At 55.0% G+C, this 21,928-nt stretch carries 19 protein-coding genes, 2 tRNA genes, 3 other RNA genes and 1 pseudogene; 11 read left to right on the top strand and 14 right to left on the bottom strand.

The features are described from left to right. Positions 1-50: 50 nt before the first annotated feature. Positions 51-242 (top strand): annotated as a pseudogene (locus WA302_RS06230) (tyrosine-type recombinase/integrase); the annotation flags it as partial. A gap of 351 nt (positions 243-593) precedes the next feature. Here WA302_RS06230 and WA302_RS06225 read toward each other — a convergent pair. The 4 genes from WA302_RS06225 to ftnA all read right to left on the bottom strand — a co-directional run bounded on the left by WA302_RS06225 (position 594) and on the right by ftnA (position 3,115). Continuing rightward, complete coding sequence (locus tag WA302_RS06225) at positions 594-935, bottom strand: YebY family protein (protein WP_025302452.1); 342 nt, start codon at positions 933-935, stop codon at positions 594-596. Between the two features lie 69 nt (positions 936-1,004). Beyond that, positions 1,005-1,886 carry a copper homeostasis membrane protein CopD gene (gene copD, locus WA302_RS06220; RefSeq protein WP_049209425.1) on the bottom strand — a complete coding sequence of 294 codons (882 nt, stop codon included), beginning with the start codon at positions 1,884-1,886 and terminating at the stop codon, positions 1,005-1,007. 2 nt (positions 1,887-1,888) lie between these two features. After that, complete coding sequence (gene yobA / locus WA302_RS06215; RefSeq protein WP_025302450.1) at positions 1,889-2,272, bottom strand: CopC domain-containing protein YobA; 384 nt, start codon at positions 2,270-2,272, stop codon at positions 1,889-1,891. Positions 2,273-2,596: 324 nt separating this feature from the next. Beyond that, a complete protein-coding gene (ftnA, locus tag WA302_RS06210) occupies positions 2,597-3,115 on the bottom strand; it encodes a non-heme ferritin (RefSeq protein ID WP_025302449.1) in 519 nt (172 codons plus the stop codon). A gap of 344 nt (positions 3,116-3,459) precedes the next feature. Between ftnA and WA302_RS06205 the strand changes: the two genes are divergently transcribed. Then, entirely contained in the window at positions 3,460-3,690 is a 231-nt protein-coding gene (locus WA302_RS06205) for a DNA polymerase III subunit theta (RefSeq protein ID WP_043141621.1), read from the top strand. Positions 3,691-3,720: 30 nt separating this feature from the next. On the opposite strand, the gene pip is transcribed toward WA302_RS06205, so the two are convergent. Then, positions 3,721-4,674: a prolyl aminopeptidase gene (gene pip, locus WA302_RS06200; protein ID WP_025302447.1), complete on the bottom strand. Its 954-nt coding sequence runs from the start codon at positions 4,672-4,674 to the stop codon at positions 3,721-3,723. Positions 4,675-4,830: 156 nt separating this feature from the next. Next, on the bottom strand, positions 4,831-5,226 hold the full coding sequence (locus WA302_RS06195; RefSeq protein ID WP_049203470.1) for a RidA family protein: 396 nt from the start codon (positions 5,224-5,226) through the stop codon (positions 4,831-4,833). Positions 5,227-5,374: 148 nt separating this feature from the next. Here WA302_RS06195 and WA302_RS06190 point away from each other — a divergent pair, with 148 nt between their 5' ends. Beyond that, entirely contained in the window at positions 5,375-6,271 is an 897-nt protein-coding gene (locus WA302_RS06190) for a LysR family transcriptional regulator (protein ID WP_164062623.1), read from the top strand. A 4-nt stretch (positions 6,272-6,275) separates the two neighbouring features. Here the strand turns inward: WA302_RS06190 and dksA are convergent, their stop codons facing one another. Then, positions 6,276-6,701 (bottom strand): RNA polymerase-binding protein DksA, encoded by a 426-nt coding sequence (dksA, locus tag WA302_RS06185; RefSeq protein ID WP_025302444.1) that lies wholly within the window; start codon positions 6,699-6,701, stop codon positions 6,276-6,278. Positions 6,702-7,070: 369 nt separating this feature from the next. Between dksA and WA302_RS06180 the strand changes: the two genes are divergently transcribed. Together WA302_RS06180 and exoX are read left to right on the top strand one after the other, a co-directional pair. Beyond that, positions 7,071-7,817: a carbon-nitrogen hydrolase family protein gene (locus WA302_RS06180; protein ID WP_089195766.1), complete on the top strand. Its 747-nt coding sequence runs from the start codon at positions 7,071-7,073 to the stop codon at positions 7,815-7,817. A gap of 26 nt (positions 7,818-7,843) precedes the next feature. After that, entirely contained in the window at positions 7,844-8,512 is a 669-nt protein-coding gene (gene exoX / locus WA302_RS06175) for an exodeoxyribonuclease X (protein WP_025302442.1), read from the top strand. 35 nt (positions 8,513-8,547) lie between these two features. On the opposite strand, the gene WA302_RS06170 is transcribed toward exoX, so the two are convergent. The 6 genes from WA302_RS06170 to WA302_RS06145 all read right to left on the bottom strand — a co-directional run bounded on the left by WA302_RS06170 (position 8,548) and on the right by WA302_RS06145 (position 15,436). After that, positions 8,548-10,581: a S9 family peptidase gene (locus WA302_RS06170; protein WP_043141636.1), complete on the bottom strand. Its 2,034-nt coding sequence runs from the start codon at positions 10,579-10,581 to the stop codon at positions 8,548-8,550. A gap of 68 nt (positions 10,582-10,649) precedes the next feature. Continuing rightward, the gene (locus tag WA302_RS06165; protein WP_033642711.1) at positions 10,650-11,303 is read right to left on the bottom strand and encodes a tellurite resistance TerB family protein; all 654 of its coding nucleotides are present in this window, start codon (positions 11,301-11,303) and stop codon (positions 10,650-10,652) included. A 149-nt stretch (positions 11,304-11,452) separates the two neighbouring features. Next, on the bottom strand, positions 11,453-12,031 hold the full coding sequence (locus tag WA302_RS06160) for a TorD/DmsD family molecular chaperone (protein ID WP_019455786.1): 579 nt from the start codon (positions 12,029-12,031) through the stop codon (positions 11,453-11,455). 42 nt (positions 12,032-12,073) lie between these two features. Then, a complete protein-coding gene (locus WA302_RS06155; RefSeq protein WP_025302439.1) occupies positions 12,074-12,811 on the bottom strand; it encodes a phosphatase in 738 nt (245 codons plus the stop codon). 90 nt (positions 12,812-12,901) lie between these two features. After that, positions 12,902-13,843 (bottom strand): glyoxylate/hydroxypyruvate reductase GhrA, encoded by a 942-nt coding sequence (gene ghrA, locus WA302_RS06150; protein ID WP_049209419.1) that lies wholly within the window; start codon positions 13,841-13,843, stop codon positions 12,902-12,904. 126 nt (positions 13,844-13,969) lie between these two features. Next, positions 13,970-15,436, bottom strand: coding sequence for a peptide MFS transporter (locus WA302_RS06145; protein ID WP_049203463.1), 1,467 nt, complete (start codon positions 15,434-15,436; stop codon positions 13,970-13,972). Positions 15,437-15,883: 447 nt separating this feature from the next. Here WA302_RS06145 and WA302_RS06140 point away from each other — a divergent pair. The 5 genes from WA302_RS06140 (at position 15,884) to WA302_RS06125 (ending at position 16,848) form a co-directional block, all read left to right on the top strand. Beyond that, a tRNA-Ser gene (locus WA302_RS06140) sits at positions 15,884-15,973 on the top strand. 42 nt (positions 15,974-16,015) lie between these two features. Then, positions 16,016-16,136, top strand: a non-coding RNA gene (locus WA302_RS25315) — RtT sRNA. Positions 16,137-16,425: 289 nt separating this feature from the next. Further along, positions 16,426-16,515, top strand: a tRNA-Ser gene (locus WA302_RS06135). A 47-nt stretch (positions 16,516-16,562) separates the two neighbouring features. After that, a non-coding RNA gene (locus WA302_RS06130) (RtT sRNA) lies at positions 16,563-16,682 on the top strand. A gap of 46 nt (positions 16,683-16,728) precedes the next feature. Then, positions 16,729-16,848, top strand: a non-coding RNA gene (locus WA302_RS06125) — RtT sRNA. A gap of 568 nt (positions 16,849-17,416) precedes the next feature. Here the strand turns inward: WA302_RS06125 and WA302_RS25310 are convergent. Next, positions 17,417-17,659, bottom strand: coding sequence for a phage integrase N-terminal SAM-like domain-containing protein (locus WA302_RS25310; RefSeq protein ID WP_394852824.1), 243 nt, complete (start codon positions 17,657-17,659; stop codon positions 17,417-17,419). 248 nt (positions 17,660-17,907) lie between these two features. Here WA302_RS25310 and WA302_RS06120 point away from each other — a divergent pair, with 248 nt between their 5' ends. Next, positions 17,908-21,873 (top strand): NACHT domain-containing protein, encoded by a 3,966-nt coding sequence (locus WA302_RS06120; RefSeq protein WP_145957794.1) that lies wholly within the window; start codon positions 17,908-17,910, stop codon positions 21,871-21,873. Positions 21,874-21,928 lie beyond the last annotated feature (55 nt).

Here is a 21,928-nt window from a genome sequence, read left to right as displayed (position 1 = left end):
GATAAGCCACCTACCAGCAGATTACCAACCTATCGGAACATAGGAGTAACTCAATCCATCCCAACGGGCTAACGAAAAAGTTTATCGCCGCGCGGAAAGCATCAGGTTTGGAATTTCAGGCAAGCCCGCCGACGTTCCACGAGATCCGAAACCTGTCCGGCCGCCTGTACGAAAAGCAGAACGACAAGGCATTTGCCCAAAAGCTGCTGGGGCATACAACGGAAATGAAGACGCTGAAATAGCTTAAAACGAGGGGGAAGGAGTACGTGATGCTGTAAAAAACCGAATATCAAAATTCGAGTAAATTTCGAGTAATTCCGATTTTTTCAAAAAAAGACTTATAAATCAATCACACAAAAAAAGACCGAATACGATTCCTATATTCGGTCTAGGGAAATGGCTCTTGGGAGAGAGCCGTGCGCTAAAAGTTGGCATTTAATGCAGGGCTTGTTCAGCCGTGCACTTTAAGAGTAGCCTACCGCGCCAGTTTTGCCAGCCGCCCGGCGGCCGCGTGATAGTTTCGTGACGAAATAACTATGCGGCAAATGCGCATCAATCCGCGCACGTTGGGCAAGGCGTTGGCAAACAAGCGGTTAGTCAGCGCACAGCTTCTCGGCGCGTTCAATGAACGGCGCCAGGCTCATTTTTTTCCCTGGTTCGGCAGGGTCGTCCAGCAGGAGCACCTCCAGCGGCTGCGCACGCTGATGGCCCTTCTTCACCTGCTGCTCCGCTGCATCGTTGAGCGGGTATTGCATCAAGGTGCTGTTGTTGAGCACGAACAGCGCGCCGCCGCTGCGGCACTGCAGTGTCACCTCTTCCTTGGTGAACGCCCACTGTTTGCCGTACTCCAGTTTAGTGATGTTCACCAGTTTGTCTGCCGCCAGCGCGCCGGTCGCGGTTGCCAGCAGCGTAATGCCGAGTAATACCGATTTCATGTGTTGGCCTTAAGGTTGCTATTCGCGTCGATTTTCCCGCAGCTTGCCGGCCTGCGGCAAGCTGAAATGTCATACCGGCGCATAGGTTGCAAATAAACTGACCAGCAGCAGCACCGCCATCCCCAGCCCGACTTCGAGCCAGCAGGCCAGCACCACGCCGCGCTGCGCCAGCGCCGGCACGCGGCTCATTGCCGGCACGATAGCGTAGCGATTGGCCAGCGCCACCATCACCATCAGCGCCACCAGCGCGGTTTTAATCAGCAGCAGGCGCTGATAAGGCGAGCTGAGGTTAAGCGGCCAACCACCGAGAATGATCAGGCTGTTGACGATGCCGGTGACGATCACCGCCGCCACCGCCAGGTGCCCCCAGCGCGAGAAACGGATCAGCGTGGTGATGGCGTCGCTGCGCCACTGCGGCGGCTGCAGGTAACGCAGGCAAACCAGCAGCGGCGCCAGGCTGCCGAACCAGTAACCGGCGGCCAGCAGGTGTATCGCATGGTTGGCGCGGTGCAGCGCGCCCAACGTGCCTTCGTGCATCGCCGCGTGGCCGATAAACGCCAGGCTCACCAGCAGCAGCGCCGAACACAGCGCCAACGCCTGCGCGCGCGGCCGCTCCGGCAGCAGCAGGCTCAGGATCGCCAGCAGCGACAGGCCCAGATGCCAGCGCCACACTTCGCCGAAGGTGGTGCCGAGCACCGCCCACCAAACCTCCAGCCGCCAGGCGTCTTGCCAACCGTCGCCCATCTGCCCGGCCTGAATAGCCAGCAGCGCCACGGCGGAAAGCCCGGCAGCCCAGGTGCCGGCAAGCAGCAGCGGGCGCACATCGCGGGAGAGGATCGGGGAGAGGCGCTGCGGTGACAATAAGGCGGTGAACAGACTGATGCCGAACATCAGCATCACCGCCGCAAAGTGCACCAAGCGACACAGAACGAACAGGGTCGCCAGAGTCACGATCAGTTTACGGTGAAGCTGTACTGGCCTTTGGTTTTATGCCCGTCGACCGACACCACATGCCAGCTGACGTTGTATTTGCCCGCGCTCAGCTCGCCGTCGATCGGCACGTTGACCTGGGTGTTATTGTTCGGATCGAGCTGCAGCTTGCCGGTTTTCACCACGGCGTTATCCGGGCCGGTGATTTTCACGCCGCTGAAGTTCGGCTCGATGCCTTCGGAGAAGCTGAGGGTCAGCGCCTTCGGCGCCGGGCTGACGCTGGCGTCGGCCTTCGGCGTTTCCACTTTCAAGTGGGCGTGCGCCAGCGCTTGCTGTGAAGATAGGCCAACGAACAGGACGAAAACGGTGGAAAGCAGGCGACAGGAGGAACGAATTTTACCGATCACAGTGGTATCCCTTAACAGTAAAAGAGGGTCATAAGGGTTAAGGCCACAGCCAAGGCGATGTATCAGCGGCCCCAACCCACCGCAAGTGATTGCGCCACGGGTAAACAGAAAAACGGGTTATATCGGCTAACCCGCTGTTTTGACTCTACCATCCCTGTAGCGTATCGCGGTAAATCATAACGACCACGCTGCGGCAAGTCGAGCGCATCACTGGCATTTTGCGATCCGGCAGCACGTATCGCCGCATAACCGCGATAAACGCAGGGTAAAAAAAACCGCGCGTTAGGCTCGCCCGCGCGCGGTTTTTCGATGTTCTGGTGCAGATTAAGCCTGGCCGTTGCCGCCCTGGCCCATCGCGCCCATTTTCTTCAGATCTTTGTCGATGAAGAACAAGCCTTTGCCGCTGGTGCCCACCAGCGCCAGCTTATCCAGCACGGATTTGAACAGTTTCTCTTCTTCATGCTGCTCCGCCACGTACCACTGCAGGAAGTTGAAGGTGGAGTAATCGTGCGCGGTCATGGCGGCGTGCGCCAGTTCGTTGATCTGACGGGTGATCAGCTGTTCGTGTTCGTAGGTCTGCTGGAACACGTCCGCCAGCGATTCGAACGCCACCGGCGGCGCGGCGATGCTGCCCAGCAGCGGTAGAGAACCGGTGTCGCTCAGGTAGTCGAACAGGCGTTGCATATGCTGCATCTCTTCCTGAGAGTGCTCTTTAAGAAATGCGGCGGCGCCTTCAAAGCCTTTATCGCTGCACCATGCGCTCATCTGCAGGTACAGGTTGGCGGAGTAGAACTCCAGATTCAGTTGCTCATTCAGCTTTTGAGTCATTTCTTGCGTCAGCATAATGATTCCTTTTATTTTGCAGGTCATGAATTTAATTTCCGCGCATTATGCCCTGCTGCCGTAAAAATAAAAACACCTTATTTACACTCAAATCACATTAATTATAAAAACCATAAATATCAATAAATTAAAATATCACCAATATATTGAGAATTAACATGATAATTATTTTCATCTTTTATTTTAATCATAAAGCGAATCATTCTTATTTAAAAGAATAAATAGATTGCATTACTGCTGGATAAATATCGCCCGCGACGGCGGCGCAACGGGCTTGCCAAGCGCCGCCGGGTGGATTACCTTCTGCGCAGATTCAATGCGGCAAAGTAAGTAAGGAGCATAGCGTGGGTTACAATCTGGCCGAGTTGTCCAAAGAAGAGATGGACAGGGTGAACGTGGATCTCGCCGCCTCAGGCGTGGCGTACAAAGAGCGCTACAACATGCCGGTGATCCCGGAAGTGGTAGAGCGCGAGCAGCCGGAGCCGCTGCGCGACTATTTTCGCGAGCGCGTGGCGCACTACCGCGCGGAATCCCACCGATTTTCGCGCCTGCCGTACGAGCCGAAGGTCAAATAACAAAACCCGCCATTACGGCGGGTTTTTGCGTCACTTGCCGGCGAACCGGTCGGTGGCGATCATCAGCTGGTGCAAAATACCCGGCTCATCATACGAATGCCCCGCCCCTTCCACGATATGCAGCTCCGCCTCCGGCCAGGCCTTGGCCAGATCCCAGGCGTTCTGCACCTGGCAGGCCATGTCATAGCGGCCGTGGACAATCACCGCCGGAATATGGCGGATCAGCGGCACGTTACGCAGCAGCTGGTCGTCGCTCTCCAGGAAGCCCAGATGCGTGAAGTAGTGGTTTTCAATACGGGCGAACGCCAGCGCGAAATCATCCTCGCCAAACGAAGCTGATTCACGGCTCGGCAACAGCGTGACCGTCTCCCCTTCCCACACGCTCCACAGCTTGGCCGCTTCAAGCTGCACCTGCGGATCGGCCGAGGTCAGCCGCTGCCGGTAGGCGGCGATCACGTCTTGACGCTCGTCATCCGATAGGATGGACAGCACGCGCTCCCATTTGTCCGGGAAGAAGCGCGAAGCGCCGTCCTGGTAATACCAATGCAGCTCCTGCTTGCGCAGGGTGAAGATGCCGCGCAGCACCATTTCACTGACGTGCTCCGGGTGGGTCTGCGCATAGGCGAGCGCCAGCGTAGACCCCCAGGAGCCGCCGAACACCAGCCACTGCTCGACGCCGGCCATTTCGCGCAACCGCTCGATATCGGCCACCAAGTGCCAGGTGGTATTGTTGTCCAGGCTGGCGTGCGGGCGGGAACGGCCGCAACCGCGCTGATCGAACAGCAGCACCTTGTAGCGTTCGGGATCGAACAGTTGACGATGATGCGGGGAGATACCGCCACCCGGTCCACCGTGAATGAAGACCGCCGGTTTACCGTTCGGGTTACCGCTCAGCTCCCAGTAGATCCGGTGGCCATCCCCAGTGTCCAGCCAACCGCTGTCGTATGCCGCTAACGGCGGGTACAAACCTCGTAATTGTTCCATGGCGCTTTCCGTCTCTCTGTGAGTCATGCTTTCATCAAAGCGGAAGCCGCCCGGCAGGTCAACGGTAAAACCCGAAAACTCGAACGCGCGCCGAGAACTCGGCGCGCGTTTGCTCAAAATCACATCGACCTGCCTGCAAAACGCCCACAGGCCCGATCAGTTAAGGTGCGCGATCGCACTGATCTCCACCAATTGCTCGGGCGAAGCCAACCCGGTGACGCCGATCAGCGAACCGGCGGGCCGGTGATCGCCGACATAGCGCTTGAACAACGCAACGCACGGTTCAAAGTGCGCCAGTACATCGGTCAGGTAGATCTCCACATACGCCAGGTTCGAACGTTCGGCACCGAATCCCGCCAATACCCGATCCAGATTGTCCAACGTCTGTTGGGTTTGCCGTTCGATATCGCCCGCGCCGACAAACTCCCCCTGCATATCATGGGAAAACTGCCCAGAGATGTAGAGGGTATCCTTGACGCGATAGCCTTGGGACACGCCATTCTCCTCTTCCCAAATGACCCCGTGGTGGTAGTGCGTGATGCCATTTTTCATGCTGTTTCTCCAACCGCTTATCGTTTCCATGACGACTATAATCGTTTGATTGGCGAATGGATGTCGTCACTGAAACGACGTTGACGATGCATTTAATATATTGAATATGTTAAATTTATTGTCTTTTCACCGGTTCTCGGAGGGCAGCATGCTACGGGCGAATCTCAATGACATTCAGGTTTTCATGGCCGTCGTCGACGCCGGCAGTTTTGTCGCCGGCGGACAGACGATGGGGCTATCGCGTTCGGCGGCGGGCAAGGCCATCGCGCGTCTGGAGCAGCGGCTGAGCGTGCGGCTGTTGCATCGCACCACGCGTTCGCTTGGCCTGACCGACGAGGGACGAGAGTTTTATCGACGTGGCCTGCAGATCCTCGCTTCGGTCGACGATGCCGAGGCCAGCGTGGCCGGCGACAAGGGCACCGCACGCGGAGTGCTGCGGTTGACCGCCCCTTCCGCCTTCGGCAGACGGATCCTGTTGCCGCTGGTGCCGAAATTTCTCGTCGCCTGGCCTGAGGTGCAGGTGGAGATCAGTTTTTCCGATCGCCTGGCGGATGTCGTGGAAGAAGGATTTGATTTGGCAGTACGGATCGGCGTCACGGCGCCGGATACCCGGCTGGTGTCCAGAACCCTCGCCAGGTATCGCGCCCTGCTGTGCGCCTCCCCCGCCTACCTCGCCGCCCGTGGCGAACCGCATACCGTCGAGTCGCTCGCCGGGCACGAGGCTCTGCTGTTCAGCAGCCGCAACCAAAAACAGCCCTGGCGGCTGCGTGACGAGCGCGGCGAATGGGTCAAGGCCCCAGTTCGCGGCCGCCTGCGGCTGGACAGCGGAGAAGCGCTGCACGATGCGGCCTTGGCCGGGTTGGGCATCGCGTATCTGCCGGAGTTTATGATTGCGGAGGATTTGGCCGCCGGTCGTCTGCAGCAGGTGCTGCGCGCCGTGGAGGGTGAAGAAATCAGGATTGTGGCGCTCTATCCGAATAAGCGCCTGCTGGAACCCCGCGTCAGGCGCTTTCTCGATCTCTTGGTGGATACGCTCGGCGGCTGAAACCTTACCCGCCTTTACGCATATGCGGCTCGCGCATCTCCTGTGCGGTTTTCGCCTCGATGCTCAGCTCCGCCGTCGGGCGCAGCAACAGACGCGCCAGCCCGATGGGTTCGCCGGTTTCCCGGCAGTAGCCGTATTCGCCGTTCTGCAACCGCGCCAGCGCCGCATCGATTTTCGGCAGCAGGCGGCTTTCACGATCCAACTGGCGGAACAACAGGCGCAGATCTTCTTCACGCGCCGCCTTGTCGGCTTCATCGCCCGTCGCTTCGCCGCTGTCGATCTCTTTTTTCAGCTCATCGATGTGCAGCAGCAGCTTTTGCCGCTCATCCTGCAGCAGCTGGCGGAAAAACGCCCGTTGAACCGAGTTCATATAATCCGAATCCGGCATGGCCAGCAGTTGCTGCGCATCCGGTAATGTCATCACTGTCATTGCGCTCTCCCAACACCAAAAGTGTAATATTATAACATAATATTTATTTTTAACACCCGGTCACCTAAAAACAAAATTTTATGCATAAACAATAGGTTAAACACAACTGGCACTTTGTCGCTTGCATCCTGCCGGCTTTAGGCGGTTAATGGCTGAGCAAGCCACCCAATCATAGGTAACGAGAGGCCATCATGAGTAAGGGAATGGATAGCAAAAAAAATGCGAAGAAGAAGCCGTTGAAAACCCCAGCCGAGAAACGTGCGGAGAAACGCGCCAAAAAAGCGCATCCGTCTGGTGAGTAAGCGTCCTTCCATCCGTCATTAAACCCGCCAAGGCGGGTTTTTTATTGCCTCACTGGAGAGATGGCCAATGCCCTGCTTTACCCTCGCCGCAGCCCAATACCCCGCCGCTGCGGCCAATATCGCCTGCAACCTTGAACGTCACCTTGAATTTGTCGCGCAGGCAGCCGAACAGCAGGTGCAACTGCTGGTTTTTCCCGAACTGTCGCTAAGCGGCTATGAGCTGGCCGATGCTGCCGAACTGGCGCTGACGCTGGGCGATCCGCGTCTGCAACCGCTCGCTGCGGCGGCGCAATCGCATCAGATGACGATCATCGTCGGCGCGCCCTTGCGCAGCGGCCAGGCGCTGCATATCGCCGCCTTGATCTTTCCCCCCAACGGCGCGGTGGCCGCCTATACCAAGCAACATCTGCACGGCGCGGAACAGCAATTCTTCTCGCCCGGTGAGGGCGGCCCGTTGCTGGAGCTGCATCGGCAACACATCGCGCTGGCCATCTGCGCCGACACTTCGGAACCTGGCCACGCAAGCGCTGCCGCACGGGCGGGTGCGCACATTTATGCCGCCGGCGTACTGATATCTGAAGCCGGTTACGCGAAAGACAGCGCCACGCTGGCAGGCTATGCCCGGCGTTATGGCATGGTCACGCTGATGGCCAACCATGCAGCGCCAACCGGTGGCTGGATCCCGGCAGGCCGCAGCGCCATCTGGGATGAAACGGGAGCGCTTTTGGTTGCCGCACCGGATGACGCCCCTGGTCTTGTCATCGCCGACAAGACCCGCGACGGTTGGCACGGCCGCCTGTGCCGGTTAAGCTGAAGCCTGACGGCAACGCGGAGGAAAGCATGACGTTACGCGTAATAGATACCGAGACCTGCGGGCTGGACGGCGGCGTGGTGGAAGTGGCCTCCCTCGATCTGCTCGACGGCCAATTGACCAACCCGATGAGCGATCTGGTCAGCCCGGACCGCCCCATCAGCCTCGACGCGATGGCGATTCATCACATCACCGAACAGATGGTGGAAGACAAACCGCGCATTGCGGTGGCGATCGGCCGCTATCAGGGCAGCCCCTACTATGTGGCGCACAACGCCGCCTTTGATCGCGGGGTGTTGCCGGAGATGAACGGCGCCTGGATCTGCACCCTCAAGCTGGCGCGCACGTTGTATCCGGACATCAAGTACGGCAACCAGTATCTGCGCTACGCGCTGAATCTGGACGTGCAGCTGCCGGCAGACGCCACGCTGTACCCGCACCGCGCGCTATATGACTGCTACGTCACCGCCGCGCTGCTGCAACGCATCATCAAGGATTCGGGCTGGACGCCGGAGCAAATGGTGCAGATCACCGAACAGCCGGTGCTGCTGAAGAAGTTCAAGTTCGGCAAGTATCGCGGGCAGGAGATTGATCGCATCGCCCAGGAAGATCCTGGCTATCTGCGCTGGATGCTGAAATCCATCGACGATTTGAGCCCGGACATGAAGCACACGCTGAAATACTATCTGATTGGCTAACACGGCGGGCGGCGCAGGCCGCCCGCCGAACGCTATTATTCCGCCAGCGCCAGAATGAAGGCGTACTCTAACGCAATATCCTCATAGGCCTTGAAGCGGCCGGATTTGCCGCCGTGGCCGGCATCCATGTCGGTATACAGCAGCAGCTGCCGATCGTCGGTTTTCAGCTCGCGCAGCTTGGCCACCCACTTGGCCGGCTCCCAATACTGCACCTGCGAATCGTGCAGACCGGTGGTCACCAGCAGATGCGGGTACTCCTGCGCCTTCACCTGATCGTACGGGCTGTACTGTTTGATGTAGTCGTAATAGGCCTGCTCGTTCGGGTTGCCCCACTCGTCGTATTCGCCGGTGGTCAGTGGGATGGACTCATCCAGCATGGTGGTCACCACGTCGACGAACGGCACCTGCGCCACCACGCCGTGGAACAACTGCGGCGCCTGGTTGATCACCGCGCCCATCAGCAGACCGCCGGCGCTGCCGCCCATCGCGAACACCCGCTTACCGTCGCCGTACCCCTGGGCGATCAGCGTTTCGGTCACGTCGATAAAATCGTTGAAGGTGTTCTGCTTGTTGAACAGTTTACCGTCTTCATACCACAGCTGCCCCAGCTCACCGCCGCCGCGAATGTGCGCCAGCGCGAACACGACACCGCGATCCAGCAGGCTCAGGCGGCTGGCGCTGAACGCCGGATCCATACTGCTGCCGTAAGATCCGTAGCCATACACCATCAGCGGGTTGGTGCCGCGCTGGAAGCTGTCCTGGCGATACACCAGCGAGACCGGCACTTCGACGCCGTCGCGCGCCTTCACCCACACCCGCTCGCTGCGGTAGTTTTCTGGCGTGAAGTTCTTCACTTCCTGCTGTTTGAGCATCGTCCGCTCGCCGCTGTCCATGTTCAGCTCGTACAGCGTGGTCGGGGTGGTCATCGACGAATAGCCGTAGCGCAGCAGCGCGGTCTCCGGATCCGGGTTATACGCCAGCCAGGTGGTGTAAGTCGGATCGTCGAAGGCGATGCGCTTCTCTTCGCCGCTTTGCCAATGGATCTGGCGTAGCAGCGTCAGGCCGGCATTGCGCTCTTCGACCACCAACCAATCACGGAACAGGCTGAAGCCCTCCAGCATCACGTCGCCGCGCGGGGCGATCAGCGTCTGCCACTGCGCTTCATCCGCCTGTTCGCTTTGGTACAGGCCGAAGTTCTTGCCGTCCTTGTTGGAGCGGATATAGAAATGCTGGTGATAGTGATCGATGGCGTACTCGTGATCCTTGCGGCGCGGCACGAACAGCTGCGGCTTGGCGTCCGCGCGATCGGCATCCAGCAGCAGGATCTCCGAGGTGGTGGTGCTGCTCAGGTGGATCAGGATAAAGCGCTCGGAGGTGGTCTTCTCCAGCCCGACGTAAAAGGTATCGTCCCGCTCTTCGTAAATCAGCTCATCCTGCTGCGGATCGCTGCCCACCACGTGACGATAGACCTGATACGGCAACAGCGTCTTGGCGTGCTTGCGCACGTAGTAGACCGTCGAGGAGTCGTTGGCCCACTCGAAGCTGCCGGAGGTGTTTTCCAGCACTTCGTCCGCCCAGCTGCCGTCGGCCAGGCTCTTGAAGCGAATGTCATACTGGCGGCGCGACAGGAAATCCTCCGCCACCCCCAGCCGCTGGTTGTCGGGGCTGACGTCCAGCCCGCCCAGGGTATAAAACTCGTGATTCTCGGCGCGCTGGTTGCCGTCAATAAGCACCTCCCAGTGCTCACTCTCGGCCTGCGGCTGGCGCACGGAAATCGCGTATTCGTTGCCCGGCTCGTAGCGCGTCTGATAGCGATAGCCATGGCGCACGTAAGGCACCGAATGTTCCTGCTGCGGAATACGCGCCACCATCTCTTCGTACAGGGTTTCACGCAGCGCCTGCTGTGGCTTCAGCATCGCATCGGTATAGGCGTTCTCCGCCTGCAGGTAGTCCAGCACCTGGCGGTCTGCGCGCTCGTCGTCGCGCAGCCAGTAGTAGTCATCCACGCGCGTGTCGCCGTGGATAGTGATGGGATAAGGACGTTTTTCCGCTTTCGGTGGGGTCATCATTGCTAAATCATCCGCTTACATAGATTGCGGCAAGAGTGACACGATTCCCCCCGGCTTGCCAAGCGGCGCTACGCCAGCTCGCGCTTTTTCTCGTTGACGTCGCTCTCGATGCCCTGCTTGACGTCCGCCGGGATCTTCAGCGCCTGTGCCAACGCATCGAGATAGCCGCGCTCCATAAAATGATCGACGTCGATCACCAGACAGCTCAGGTAATAAACCTCCAGCGCCTCGTCTTCGTTTTGCACGCTGCGGGCGATCAATGCCGGGTTGAGCGGCTGATCGAGCGCTTCCTGTACCCAACCCTGCGCCTCTTCCCCCACCTGCAACTGCGCCAGGCTGTGATCGATGGCACGCTGCTCGTCGGCATCGATATGGCCGTCGCTCTTGGCGGCAAACACCAGCGCCTGCACCAGGCGTTTGGCGCGCAGATCCACCGGCGTGGTTTGCAAACCGAACTGCGGTTCGTCCTGATGGGTCTCTTTCACCCGCTGTTTGTACTTGTTCCACAGCACTGCGCCCACCGCCGCGCTGCCACCGATAATCAGCGCATTCTTGCCGAACTTGCCCACCAGCTTGCGCGAGGACTTGTTGGCCAACAGCACGCCGACCAGGCCGCCCAGCGCCGTGGGCGCCAGCAGCTTGCCGATGCCTTCCGCCCCGCCCATCGCGCCGGCCTTCTGCCCGATCAACGTTTGAATCTGTTGCATCCAGTTACTTTTCATCATCTACCCCTTGCGTGAAAAAACGCGGCGCGCAGGCGCGGCCGAACCGACGGTAAACCGCCAGATTAGGGGATCTTTTGTCAATTTACGTCTGGGGGATGCAAACCTGTGTTTAGCGGGCCGGGCGGCCCGCCTGGATGGCTGCGGCGTTACGCCTCTTCGTCGCCCGCTTCGTCGTCCTGCTCGTACTCCGCCAGCTCGTCGCGCATCGCCTGGATGGCGTCACGAGTCATCAGCGCCAGCGTGCGGTAGAAACCGGTGGTGGCGTGCGCTTCCACTTTACCGAGGAAACGGCCGCACCACGGCAACAGGAACTCGTCGAACAGCGCGATCTGCGCCTGTGCTTCATCTTCCTGCGACTGATCTTCCAGCCAGGACGCCGCCAGCAACAGCTGGCCGAAATGGTCGGCCGGTGCCTCCGCCAGCGGCATGCCGCGCTGCTGCAAGAAGGTGCGCACTTCCGCTTCGCTGGCGCCTTCGACGTAGTCGGAGCGGAACGGCGACACGCTGCACTCGCTGCCGACGAACATCGCGTTGAAGTCGGTCGCCAGTTGGTTGACATCGCAGCCCTGCTGCAGGCGCTTCAGCAGGTCATCCTGCTCCAGCGGCCAGTGCTGCTGCAGCTTGCCCTCTTTGATCAGCGCAAACAGCGGCACCAGCAGCGGATCCTGCGGCTGGCGGTAGAACAGCGTACCCAGCACGCGGCAGACAATCGAAAACTCATTCATGATAAAGCCTTATTCAATACGGAAAATTTTGCCGGGACGATGTCACAAATCGGCCAATTCCGCAATCGCCGGCTTGCCGCGCCGTTCGAGAAAATCCAGCAGCCGGCGCGGGCTGACGTTGAGAATGCGCTCCTGCGGGAAGCCCACCTCGTCGATGATGCGCTCGCAGTGCTCAAAGTTGCCCAGCGAAAAGGCAACGTGCGAATCCGAACCCAGCGCCAACCAACCGCCGGCATCGCGCACGGCGGCGGCGATCGCCCGACAGTTGGCCTCGCTGCCCTTGCGGGAGTGGGTGAACGACGAGTTATTCAGCTCCAGCGCCACCTCGTATTTGGCCGCCGCCGCCGCGACGGCGGGAATGTCGATCGGATAACGTGGGTTGCCGGGGTGGCTGATGATATGCACGTCCCCCTGCGCCATCGCGGCGATCATCGCTTCAGTATTGGACGCTTTATCCTGCGGCGCAAACACCGGCTCGTGGAAACCGGCGATGATCACGTCGGTGGCGGTCAACATCGGGCCGGTGCAGTCGATGTCGCCCTGTAGGTTTTTGATGTTGGCTTCGATACCGCGCAAGATGCCCACGCCGTTCACCCGGCGCGGCCAGACGTGCATGTTCATAAAGTGCCAGTAGTGCGGCGCATCGGCCATGTCCGGGCCGTGATCGGTGATGGCGAACAGCTTGATGCCCTTCTGCTGGGCTTCGGCGATGTAATCGTGCAGCGTGCTGTAAGCGTGGGTGCTGGCGACGGTGTGCATGTGCAAATCAACGGGGTACATTGTTTCTCCTTCCAGAGGGCCCGCCCGCAAAGGTACGGGCAGGCGCGATGACGATAACAGCTTATCAGTTACCGAACGGCGGCTGAAGGATCAGTAACCCCGCTGCCTGTCGACCACGCCGGCCGGGGTGTGCCCCGCCTCCAGCGCGCGGATGTTGGCGGCGATCTGATCCATCGCCTGCTGCGGCAACGTGATGGCAGCAATATGCGGGGTTATGGTGACACGCGGATGACGCCAGAACGGGTGATCCTGCGGCAACGGCTCGCGAGCGAACACGTCCAGCGTGGTGGCGGCCAGCTGCCCCTGCTCGAGCGCCGCCAGCAAATCGGCTTCCACCAGATGCGCGCCGCGCGCGATGTTGATGAGGTAGGCGCCCGTGCTCAACTGCGCGAACAGCTCGCGGTTGAGGATGCCGACGGTCTCCGGCGTATTGGGCAGCAGGTTGATCAGCAGTTTGACGCCGTCGAGGAAGGCCGCGCGCTGCGCCTCCCCGGCGAAACTTTGCACGCCGTCGATCTGTTTGGCGCTGCGGCTCCAGCAGCGCACGCGAAAGCCAAACTCGGTCAGCTTGCGCGCCACGCTCTGCCCCAGCACGCCGGCGCCGAGGATGCCGATGGTGAAATCATCCAGCGAGTGAGGATCGAGCGGCTGCCATTCCTGCCGCTGCTGCAGCGCCTGATACTCGTCGAAACGGCGGAAATAGCGCAGTACATAGCTCAGCGCATATTCCTGCATCTGCTGCGCCATGCCGGTATCCTCCAGCCGCAGCAGCGGCACGCCGGCGGGCAGCGTGCCGGGGTGTTTGCGCTCCTGATCAAGAATGGCATCGACGCCGGCGCCGAGGGCGAACACCGCTTTCAGATCGCGGCGGTTGGCCAGCATTTCGTGCGGCGGGCGCCACACCAGCGCGTAATCGGCTGGCCGCTCGTCGCCGCGCTGCCACTCGCGGATCTCGGCCTGCGGTAGGCGTTGCTTGATGCCGGCCAGCCATTCCTGGGCGTTAAACAAGGGGTGGTAATAAATGATGTTCATACTGCGGGCTCCCGTTTGTTTTTATTGGTTTTCCTCCAGCCTTCCGCGATTCGCCGCCGGATGCAAGCGTTAAAGCCCAAAATAAAAACAGCCCCGACCAGTGGGGCTGTTGCGCATACTCGCCAATCAGGCGGCAGACGGGCCGTCGCGCCGGATAAGGCGCCGCAGCAGCGGAATGAGAATCAGCATCGCCACGCCGACGCCCGTCGCCCCCCAGCCCAGCGCGCTGAAGATTTCGCTGTAGCCGGGATTGGTTTGCAGCGGCGTGTTGCCGCTGTTTTCCGGCATCAGGCCGGAGACGTAGCCCGCCAACACCGAAGCGACGCCGGTCACCATCATCCAGCAGCCCATCATCACGCCCTGATAGCGCGGCGGCGCCAGCTTGCCGATCATCGCGTAACCGATCGGCGAGATCATCAATTCGCCAACGCTTTGCAGCACATAGCTGATGACGATCCATTTAAACGCCACCAGCCCGTCGCCGCCCGCCATGCTGATGCCCAGCGGCAGCACCAGCATGCCGAGCCCGATACAGAACAGCGATCCGGAGAACTGCAGCGGAATGTCGATGTTGCAACCGCGAGCGCGCAGGCGATTGAACCACCAGGCCAGCAGCGGGCCGCCCACCACGATCACCAGCGTGTTGATGTTCTGGATCCACTGCGGCGCCACCTGAATGCCGTAAACGTTCAGATTGATGTTGTGCTCGGAGAACAGCATCAGCCCCATCGGCGCCAGCTGGTACAGCGCCCAGAACACCAGCGAGCCCAGCGCCAGGATCAGATAAGCCGCCATTCTGCGGCGCTCATCGCGCGGATGGTGGCGCAGCGTCACGACGCACAGCATCAGGAAGATCAGCGCGCCGAGCACAATCACGAAATGGCCGCTGAACTCGGCGTGGGTCAGCATCACACGGATGATCGGCACCAGCGCTACCAACACCGCCAGCCCGACCAGCATGCGCCAACGGTATTGGCTGCGGCTGGCATCGTGCAGCGGCGTATTGAGATCGGCCAGAATGCGCCAACGGCAGACGGCGACGATAATCGCCGCCGCGTTGCCCAGCGTGGCAAACAGGAACAGCGCGCGGTAGTTTTCCGTCAGTTGGAAATAACCGGCGACGGTAAAGCCGACGAAGAACCCGAGGTTCATGCCGGCGTAGTTCCACAGGAAGGCCGATTCGCGCCGATCATCGTCCGGCTTGAAACGCTGAGTCAGCATCATATTAATGCAGGTCACGTTAAGGCCGCTGCCGGTCAGGAACATCGCCAGCCCCCAGTACAGCCCCCACACGCCCGCGACGGCAATCAGCGCGCAGCCGATCACCTGCAGCACCATGCCGAGCACGAACAGGTTGCGGTTGCTGAGGAAACGGCCGCCGAGATAGCCGCCGAACATGTGCAGGCCATAGTTGAAGGCGCCGAACACGCCCATCATGGCGTTGGCGCTGCTTTCGTTGAAGCCCAGCCGCTTGGTGGCGTACAGCACCAGCGTGGAATAGAGTACGGCGAAACCCAGCGTGGCGAAGATCTGGATGAAGAACAGCGCCCCCGCACCGGGGGGAATGGCATGGCGCGCTTGCGGCGCCGGCATGGCATCTGAAGGAGTCAAAACGAACCTCTACTGCATTATTATGTAATGAGTCTGTCCCTGTCTGCGATATCGCCGGCCTGTCACCCGGCAATCTGCGCGGCGTTGTGATGTTCCTTGCCAAAAACGCCGCGCCGACACAATTCCATTTAGCGACACATCTGACTAATAATCCAGTATTAATGCATATAACAGCAGACAACCTAACGTCAGTGGCGATATATTGAGCTACCTGTACAGAAAAAGGTCAAACAATCGTCTTTTATGGATTCCGACTGCGGTCTACCCTGCCCACGTGTGGCCACGAGTGGGAATATCGTTCGGTAAATCAGCAAATTGCTGCAAGTTTGGCTAAACAGTCATGAGAATGAAATAAGAGGGTTGACGCTGAGATCAGATTCTCCTACATTAGCGCCCGTCGACAGCGCAAAGCGTTATCGACAACAAAACGGTGAGGTGTCTGAGTGGCTGAAGGAGCACGCCTGGAAAGTGTGTATACGCGAAAGTGTATCGAGGGTTCGAACCCCTCTCTCACCGCCAAATTTAAAGAGAAAGCCTGGATTCGCGTCCAGGCTTTTTTTGCATGGCTCACCGCCGAGAGGGGTGAGAAGCCTCGACAGGGTTCGACAAAACGCCCGCGTTTTGGACCGCCAACGGCGGCCCGCAGGGTGAGCGCAGCGAATCAAGCCCTCTCTCACCGCAAAATTCAAAGAGAAAGCCTGGATTCGCGTCCAGGCTTTTTTTTGCATGGTGCACTGCGCATCTCCCCAGCCTCTGCGATCATGATCCCCATTTCCGCCGGTTATCCACGAGCCCTACTTCTGATTTTCTCACCCTTTCATGACATCTGCCCTGCCGTTCGCCGCAGTTTTCAGCAAAGTGCGCACGGCTTGAGCGGACGAACAAAAACACAGAAATTATTCTTGACCGGATCGGCCCCACTCCCTATAGTAGCGCCCCGTTGCAGCGATGATTTCGCAACAAAAAAATATGGTGAGGTGTCCGAGTGGCTGAAGGAGCACGCCTGGAAAGTGTGTATACGCGAAAGTGTATCGAGGGTTCGAATCCCTCCCTCACCGCCATATTCTAACGAGAAAGCCTGAGCGAAAGTTCAGGCTTTTTTGTTTGCATAACGCACCGACCGGGAGGGTGAGAACCCTCGACAGGGTTCGACAAAACGCTTGCGTTTTGGACCGCCAACGGCGGCCCGCAGGGTGAGCGCAGCGAATCTATCCCTCCCTCACCGCCATATTCTACGAAGAAGCCTGAACTCACGTTCAGGCTTTTTTGTATGCATGGCGCACTGACCGGGAGGGTGAGAATCATCGACAGGGTTCGACAAAACGCCTGCGTTTTGGACCGCCAACGGCGGCCCGCAGGGTGAGCGCAGCGAATCAATCCCTCCCTCACAGAAAAATTCAATCTTTTGAATTTAAATTGTTTTTTTCATTTTAGACTTACGTGATTTCTCGTTGGATCAACTGGGTGGAACAATCATGTATCTGAGTAAAAATGCCTCCAGCACCTACTACACTCATCTCCCGCAGCCTAACTCATTACGTGGCCGTGGCTTGCCCTTCGCTACCCGTACTTCCATTTGCACTAAAGGGAGCCCGAACATGCTCCCTTATCTATTCCCTCTCCCTGTAGCAGAGGGTGAGGGAATGTCTGCATACTCTGCTAACCAAATCGCCGGTTTAACACAGCAGTTGCTCACTAATTGATTGAGCCTACTCATATTTTTATCAATTTCCTCTTTCCATGTCTCGATCTACTCCCTTAAGATAACCAAACGACAATCCATCTCTCAGGGAAGCATCATGGGAGCGATTCGTGACATCAGGTTGGTGAACAGCAGCGAACTGAGGGCTGTAACTCAGGGGCGGTAGCCTTGCCTGATGAGATAGATAAGTGAGTGGCTACCCGTTACTCAACATGGTGGCTGTACTAATTTCTTGGTTGCCAATCGGCAACACATTTTCGTTAGGCGGCAAGCCGTGTGAGAAAAGCATTGACCTCAACAGAACCGAGTTCCTGCGGATACCGCAGTTGATGAAAACGTATGAAATTGCGGATCCAGTACAAGTAGGACTTTTCAGTACGGATGTGTAGTGATGTAAACGCATCACTGTCCAGACCTGTCCACGCAGTCGGGGGTTCGCGGTGCCATGACTGACACCAACATTGTTTTTCAGTGGTAATGGTAGAGTAAATAGAAGAGGTCAAGCAAATACGTTCAAGTATCAGAGGCAGACTGGTAATGTTTTGGTTTAATTTTATTCTTTGTGGCGACTGTCAGGGCTGAGCGGAGCTATACGGAAGGCTTTGCTATTGGATTAGTACCGCCTTCTATCTAACCATTGTTATACGGTATCATTCGAGTATGCATTGTCGAGCCAAAGCTGGCCTTTAATTGAAACGCTTAGAACTAATACTGTAATTAGCGGAAAAATAAATTCTTGTGAGGAAGACCATTGTCAGAACAAGCAAAGAAAAACCAATCTGGTGGAAGTGCAACGGCTGGAGGCATAAATTTTCAGGCGGCAACATCGGCAATTGTTTATTCTCATATACTTGACGGTTCACCTTTGAATTGGCTTGGTGGGCTCATTAATGATGTTCCTATCGCCTTAGCAGCTGAGACAGGGCTGGCTGGAGATGACATAGCTCTGGAGTTCGCTGATGGCGTTAGGGCCGAAGCTCAAGTTAAAAAAGGCTTGAACAAATCCAAACGACTTTGGGAGCCCCTAATCGAGCTCGCTACAGCCATAAATGAAGAAAAGTTAGATTATGGCATTTTAGTTGTCTGTCCTGAGAGCAGTAATAGCATTAAATCAGATCTATCCAAAGACATTATCAGGGTTGGCCAAGGTCGGTCAGATAACCTAAAAGCTATTACTGTCGACTTTTTATCGAAACTAGATGAATATCAACTACCCCATGCAAATGTGTGCAAAAAAATACGGATAGTAGTGTCAAATGCATTGATATCTGACAGATCGTATATTGAATTAGCCAAAGCCAAGCTAGCTACAATATGTTCAACTAGTGAAGCAATAGAAAACGCTTGGTCCAGCCTTTACGAAGATGCTACTAGAATTATTGAGTTGAGAGGAAGGCGAGATTGTTCAGACCTCCTCCAAATACTAACGAGCAATAGTGTAACTCTATCAAATCACATCTCCAATCGTTCACCTATTCCATTTATCAACAAAGTTATAGCTTGGTCTAAATCTTCATACAGTCAATTCTCGATATTTGGAATTGATCAACCATTGTTAATTGACGACTCATGGATTCCCATTAAAATAATTGTTCAAGAGAATAATACTGAAGAAGTCGAAGATATAGAAGGAGCATTAAATAGTTACCATGAATGGGAGAGAAAAGCGTCATATCGTGATGCTATTGATGTCAACCCTACAACAATAGGTTTGTATTTTCGCCGCTGTGTAATTGTTGCAGGTCCTGGCATGGGTAAAACAACATTACTCAAAAAGCTATTTCGAACTTACAATAGCAAAAATCGCCCTTCAATTATTGTTCGGCTTCCGCTGCTAGTAGCAAGAATGATTCAAACTGGGGCTAGTTTTGAAGAAAGTATATTTAGTCTTGGCTTGGACACAGCAGGGGTTACTGCCAAAGAAGCTATAGCTTCTAATTTTAAAGACTGGGTTCTATTATTTGATGGTTTAGATGAGTGTGGCCACCACCAAGAATCGATTTGTCAGTCTATCGTAAATTATACCTCTAGTTTTCCATCAATCAGAGCAATAATCACCACCAGACCAGTCGGCTATCAAACAACACTGCTTAAAAAGTGGCGTCATTACGAAATGCTTCCATTGGAAGAGAAGGAGGCACAAAATAATATTGAATTGCTTATATGCAACTTATATAGAACTGAACAAGAAAAACTCGATAATACGAGAAAATTCCTTAAATCTGAATTAGAAAAAAGCAAATATAGTAAAGCAATTATTAGAAGCCCTCTGCTGATGGGGTTAACTGTTAGTTTAGCTACCCAAAAAATATCCTTAGGAAAAACTAAAACAGAGCTCTATAAGAACTTGTTTAAACTCATTGAAGGCTCGCCATCCAACAGAAAGATTGACGCAGATATCTCTTCCGCAGTACAAGACTATTTCATTGGGTATCTTGGCTGGCAGCTAATCAAGCATCCAACGGCTAGTTTAACTGTTATAATTAATAATGTATCAATAAAGATTAAAAAAGAACTTGATTGCCCTCAGCTTAAAGCACTTTCCATATGTGAAACATGCGCAATCTATTGGGAAGAAAGAGGGATGATTGAAAAAATACATCATTCAAAAGGTTCTCTATATACTTTCATACATAAAACTTTTATGGAGTATGCCGCTGGAAGATACCTTGCCAGCCTATCAGAAGATGTATTGCTCGAAGAAATTTCCAGTTTGGAATATAGGCCTTCTGTCGAGGAAGTTTTGATTTTCGCAGGATCATTAGGAATAACAGATTCTATAGCCAACATCCTTCTCAATAAGCACTACGAGAACAAAAATAATTCTCTCGATATGCTTATTGAAATCACTGTGTCAGCTGAACATCCGCCCAGTGAGAACATTAGAGACGCGGCATTCAAAGAGGCTGTAAATAGAGTTATCTCATTAGACAAAGAAGATGCCTATGAATATGCATCAAAGCTAATAATCGCTTGTAACAACTTCCCTTTGGAAATAACAAAGCATACTGATCAATACATTAACAGCAATCAGTACTGGACAAAGTTATCATGCATCACGATCTCTCTTATTGCTGAAACCTATACAGAGACAGGAGTCCTAATAGAGTTTTTTATCGACTACTATAACCGAACCCGCGGAAGCAGTCTTTCATCATCACTGTCAGCTTCATTGGTGTTAGGTAGTAATGGCTCAACTAAGGTTAATAATGCGTTTGTTAAGAGTGCTGTTAAGCATATATTTCATAACTGTTGTCTAGCAAAGGCTAAAGAAATTTTCTCCTCTACCATATTAAATAATAGCCAACAGAGCATGAGTCTTATTCAGGATCTCGAGCACTTTTTTAGGAGCGTTGGGCATTTAGATATTTCCAAGGAACTTTACAGGTTCGACTACAATGCGTTTCCAGATGGATTTAATAGTCGCGAATTCATAAAGAGAGATATTGAAGCAGCTAAAGGCCTATGTAACACGTTAATCATTCCTTCTTTTACTGGAGGGGGGAATTCAAATAACAACGAGCCATTATTAAAATTAAGTGCATTCTTGTCAGCATCAAATTATGAAAGTGCCGAATTTTCCGATGTTCTTCACTGGCCAGGTAAGTCATTTCACGATCCCATAAGAGAAGTATTTAAAGGTGTAACGCTAGCTAGCGGAATCTCACAAACAGGATTACATCTTGACGCTGTTAAATTGTTAGAAAAAATATCATCAAGTGATAGTTTTAATTCTCAAATGGCACTTTTTGATCGAACTGTGCACATAGATATTGAGCCAGATTGGGACTCAGTACGGAACTTTGGTTTGGATAGTGAGAAAATAGAGAAAGCTATGTACTGCGGCAGGCGTTGGATAGCATGGCTTGCAGGCAACTTATTACTGAAACTTCATAATAAGGAGGACTTAATTAGCCTTATTAAAAGGCTGCTTAAAAATGGCGAATATAATACCCTCTTGATTACGTCTTGTATGATTCCATATTTAGATGACAATGATGAGATTAGAGCAGCTATCCTGAACCGTCTAAAGGATAAATTGATCCCCGGATGCCAGTTTTTATATGCTCCATTAGCAAATGTTATCATCACCCTAGACCAAAATGTAATGGATGCTGTATCTAAAGGACTTTTTAAGTCCGGACCAATAACTGCAATAGAAGCCGCAAAACTAGCTGGGAAGTTTTCTGCCGCTGAAAATGAACACTTGTACAAAACTTTAATAGAAGCTTACACGTTTTGGGTCGATAATGAGGAACCATACCCTACTGGAGGGGGAGTAGTACCTGACAGTCCACGGGGAGAACTGCTCACGACTCTTTTCAAAATGAAACAGCCTTCTAATAATGACCTCATGGGATATCTATCGGACCCACGGAGAGATGTAAGGGATGTTGCTGAAAATCACCTAATCTCTCGTATAGAGGTAGATACGTCACTGCGCGAAAAACTTATTAGCGCTACCATTGATGAAACCATAGACCCAATTTATCTGTCTAAGACCATCAAAAAAAACACGCCTTTCAGTCCCCAGCAAATAGACTCTATATGTGAGATGATCAACCATGAAAATTCAAAATTAAGGTATGCAGCTTTTAATATCTTACATACAAATCACGTTTCAAATGAGATGTTAAGGAAGTGGCTGGAAATTGCTATGAAAGATGCCAACGATGAAATTAGATATTCTGCTGTCTTGCTTGAAAGCAGGCTCTAGTGAACGTCCGCTTTAGGCTGCATCAGATAGTTAGAGAGGGGAGTTAAAGTGACGT

It is taken from the genome of Serratia sp. 201, assembly GCF_037027545.1.
GTDB classification, from domain to species: domain Bacteria; phylum Pseudomonadota; class Gammaproteobacteria; order Enterobacterales; family Enterobacteriaceae; genus Serratia; species Serratia bockelmannii.
This window is presented reverse-complemented; position numbering and strand designations above follow the sequence as displayed.